This is a genomic window from Streptomyces sp. OZ13, from assembly GCF_052068155.1.
Taxonomy (GTDB): domain Bacteria; phylum Actinomycetota; class Actinomycetes; order Streptomycetales; family Streptomycetaceae; genus Streptomyces.
This window is the reverse complement of sequence record NZ_JBQHCZ010000042.1, coordinates 1-3986: the sequence shown is the minus strand read 5'-3', so window position 1 is coordinate 3986 and position 3986 is coordinate 1. Positions and strand designations below refer to the sequence as shown.

Annotated in this window: 1 protein-coding gene; it reads left to right on the top strand. The window is 72.5% G+C overall.

Translation table 11 applies throughout. The annotated features are described in order from the left end of the window. Nucleotides 1-42 precede the first annotated feature (42 nt). A partial coding sequence (locus ACTMTU_RS35950) for an SDR family NAD(P)-dependent oxidoreductase (RefSeq protein WP_441267628.1) occupies nucleotides 43-3986 on the top strand: 3944 nt, incomplete at its 3' end.

Here is a 3986-nt window from a genome sequence, read left to right as displayed (position 1 = left end):
ACGAAGTCGTTGCGGGTGTCGCATGCGTTCCATTCGCGGTTGATGGATCCGATGCTGGCCGCGTTCGAGGACGTCGCTGCCTCGATCACGTATGCCGAGCCCAGGATTGCGATGCCGCCGGTCGAGGGTGGGCGGGATGCGGGCTACTGGGTGCGGCATGTGCGCGACGCGGTCCGCTTCGCCGACGACATGCGGTGGGTGGAGGAGCAGGGTGTCGGTGCCTGTGTGGAGATCGGGCCGGGCGCGGTTCTGAGCGCGATGGCGCAGGACTGCCTGACCGACTCGGGCGCGCCGGTCGTTCCGGCCCTGCGCAAGGGACTGGACGAACCGCGTGCCGTGCTGACCGCACTCACCGAACTGCACGTCCTCGGCCAGGACATCGACTGGGGCACCGTCTTCACGGGAACCGGCGCCACCCGCATCGACCTGCCCACCTACGCCTTCCAACGCGAACGCTTCTGGCTCGACGCACCCACCGACACCGCCCCCACCCGCACCCGGACCCACGCCGAGGACGCCCTGTGGGACGCCGTCCAACGCGGCGAGACCGAGGAACTCGCCCGCCTCCTCGGAGCCGACGACAGCACGACCGTGGCCGCGATGCTGCCCCACCTCGCCGCCTGGCACAGCCGCCACACCCACACCGGCGAAGTGGCGGACTGGCTCTACGAGGAGACCTGGCACAACGCCCCCGCCCCCGACCCCGCACCCGCCACCGTCCGCGGCCCCTGGCTGCTGGTCGCCCCGCCGCCCGGACTGGCCCGGACACTCGAAGCGGCCGGCGCGAAGGTGCACGTCGTCCCCGCCGCAGGCGAACGCGAACACTTCAGCGCCCACCTGGCCCGCATCCCCGCCCCGACAGCCACCCACCTGCGCGGCGTGCTCGCCTTCACCCCCCTCGACGAAGCCGTCGACCCCGACCACGACCCCGAGGCCGACGCCGCACCGCCCTGCGGCACCTCCCAGACCCTCGCCCTCACCCAGGCCCTCGGCGACCACGGGATACAGGCACCGCTGTGGATCCTCACCCGCGGCGCGGTACAGGCCCACCCCGACGACACCGTCCCCCGCCCGTGGCAGGCACAGACCTGGGGCCTGGGACACGTGATCGCCCTCGAACACCCCAACCGCTGGGGCGGACTGATCGACCTCCCCGAAGAGATCGACACACAGGCCACCCTGCAACTCCTGGCCACCGTCACCGGCACCGACGCAGAAGAACACGTCGCACTGCGCCCCGCGGGCCGCCTCGTACGACGGCTCCGCCGCGCCGCCGCCCCCGACACCGCCGCCCCGGCACCGACAGGCCGCGGCACCGCCCTCATCACCGGAGGCAGCGGCGCCCTCGCCGCCCACCTCGCACGCCACCTGGCCGCACACGGCACCGAACACCTCGTGCTGGCATCCCGGCGCGGCCCCGACGCCCCCGGCGCCGCCGAACTGAAGGCGGAACTCGAGACCACAGGCACCCGCGTCACCCTCGCCGCCTGCGACATCAGCGACCCCGCCCGCACAGCCGAACTCCTCGCCACCCTCGACGGCGACGAACAGGCCCCCCTGCGCGCCGTGTTCCACACCGCCGGCGTCCTCGACGACAAACTGCTGGCCACCCTCACCACGGCCGAGGTCGAAACGATCGCGGCACCCAAACTCGGCGGAGCCTGGAACCTCCACGCCCTCACCCAGGACCGCGAGCTGGACGCGTTCGTCCTGTTCTCGTCCGTCATCGGAACCCTCGGCAACACCGGACAGGCCGGCTACGCCATGGCCAACGCCGGCCTCGACGCCCTGGCCGCACACCGCAGGGCAGCCGGACTCCCCGCTGTCTGCGTCGCCTGGGGCCCATGGTCCGACGGCGGCATGGCCGACGGCGCCACCGGCACCCTGCTGCGCCGCAACGGACTCGTCCCCATGCCGGCCGCCAAAGCCCTCACCGGCCTGGACCTGGCCCTGGCCGCCGGGCGCACCACCGTCGTCGCGCACATGGACTGGGCCCACGCCGTCCCCGCCTTCTGCCCACGCGGCCCCCTGCGCCCCGTGCTGAGCGAGATCACCGAAGCCCGCACCGCGAGCGAGCCGCACACCGGCACCGGCCACACCGCGACACTGCGCGACACACTCCTCGGCCTGACCGACGAAGCCCGGCTCCTCCACGTCCAGGACCTCCTGGCAGCAGAGGCAGCAGCCGTGCTCGGCATGCAGAACCCGGCAGCCCTCGACCCCGAGCGGGGCTTCAAGGACCTCGGCTTCGACTCGATGATGGCCATCGCCTTCAGCCACCGGATCCAGGACCGCGTCGGCATCACCACCCCCAGGACACTGATCTACGACTGCCCGAACCTCCTGGCCGTCACCCGGTGGCTGCTCGACCGGCTCACCCCGGCCACCGACACCGACGCCGACACACCCGCGCCCGCCGGGGGCCGCACCGACGAACCACTGGCCGTCGTCGGCGTGGGCCTGCGCATGCCGGGCGACGCGAACGACCTGACAAGCTTCTGGAACGTACTGGCCGAAGGGCGCGACACCCTCTCACCCATCCCCACCGACCGCTTCGACGTGGACCGGTTCTACGACCCCGACCCCGACGCCGAAGGAAAGACCTACGTCCGCCACGCCTCCCTCCTCGACGACGTGGCCTCGTTCGACGCGGCGTTCTTCGGCATCAGCCCGCGCGAAGCCGAACCGATGGACCCCCAGCACCGACTGCTGCTGGAAGCCGCCTGGACCTCACTGGAGAACGCCGGCCTGCGCCCCCGCGACCTGCGCGACAGCCGGACCGGCGTCTTCATCGGCGCAGGGCCCGGCGAATACGGCAAGTACCGCCAGGGCTCCGGCCCCGACACCTACACCCTGACCGGCAGCCTCCCGAGCTTCAACGCCGGACGGCTCTCCTACCACCTCGGACTGCAGGGTCCCGCCCTGTCCGTCGACACCGCCTGCTCATCCTCGCTGGTCGCCCTGCACCTCGCCTGCGAGGCGCTGCGCAACGACGAGTGCGAACTCGCCCTCGCCGGCGGTGTCCAGGTCCTCGCCGACCCCGGCGCCTTCGTCGCCCTCAGCCGCTCGCACGCACTGGCCGCCGACGGCCGCAGCAAGACCTTCTCCGCGGCGGCCGACGGATACGGCCGCGGCGAAGGCGTCGGCGTCGTCGCCGTCATGCGCCTCACCGACGCCCTCGAGCAGGGCCGCGACGTACTCGGCGTCATCCGGGCGACCGCGATCAACCACGACGGCGCAAGCAGCGGCATCACGGCACCCAACGGCACCTCGCAGCAGAAGGTCATCCGCGCCGCCCTCCGCTCCGCCGGCCTGACCCCGACCGACATCGACTACGTCGAGTGCCACGGCACCGGCACAGCCCTCGGCGACCCCATCGAGGTACAGGCCCTCGCCGCCGTGTACGGAAACGGCCGCACCCCCGAGCAGCCACTCGCCCTCGGCACCGCCAAGAGCGTCATCGGCCACCTGGAGTCCGCCGCCGGCATCGCAGGCGTCTGCAAGGTCCTCGCCTCGTTCCGCAACGAGGCCCTGCCCCCCACCATGCACAGCACCCCCCGCAACCCGAACATCGCCTGGGACGACCTGCCGGTCCACGTCATCGACGAACTCACCGCCTGGCCACGAGGCGAGCGGACCCGCCGGGCGGGTGTGTCCTCGTTCGGGTTGAGCGGGACGAATGCGCATGTGGTGTTGGAGGAGGCTCCGGCGGTGGTGCCGGTGGAGTCTTCGGACGACGAGGGCGGTCGGCTGCCGGTGGTTCCGGTGGTTCCGGTGGTTGTGTCGGGGCGGGACGAGGGTGCGTTGCGGGCGAACGCGGTGCGTCTGGCCGACTGGTTGGAGGGTGCTGAGGCGCCGGCTTTGGCGGATGTGGCGTTGTCGGCGGCGGGCCGGACGCGTTTCGAGTACCGGGCGGGTGTGGTTGCCGGTTCGGTGGTGGAGGCGGTTGCTGGTTTGCGGGCGGTGGGGGAGGGGCGTTCGGCCGT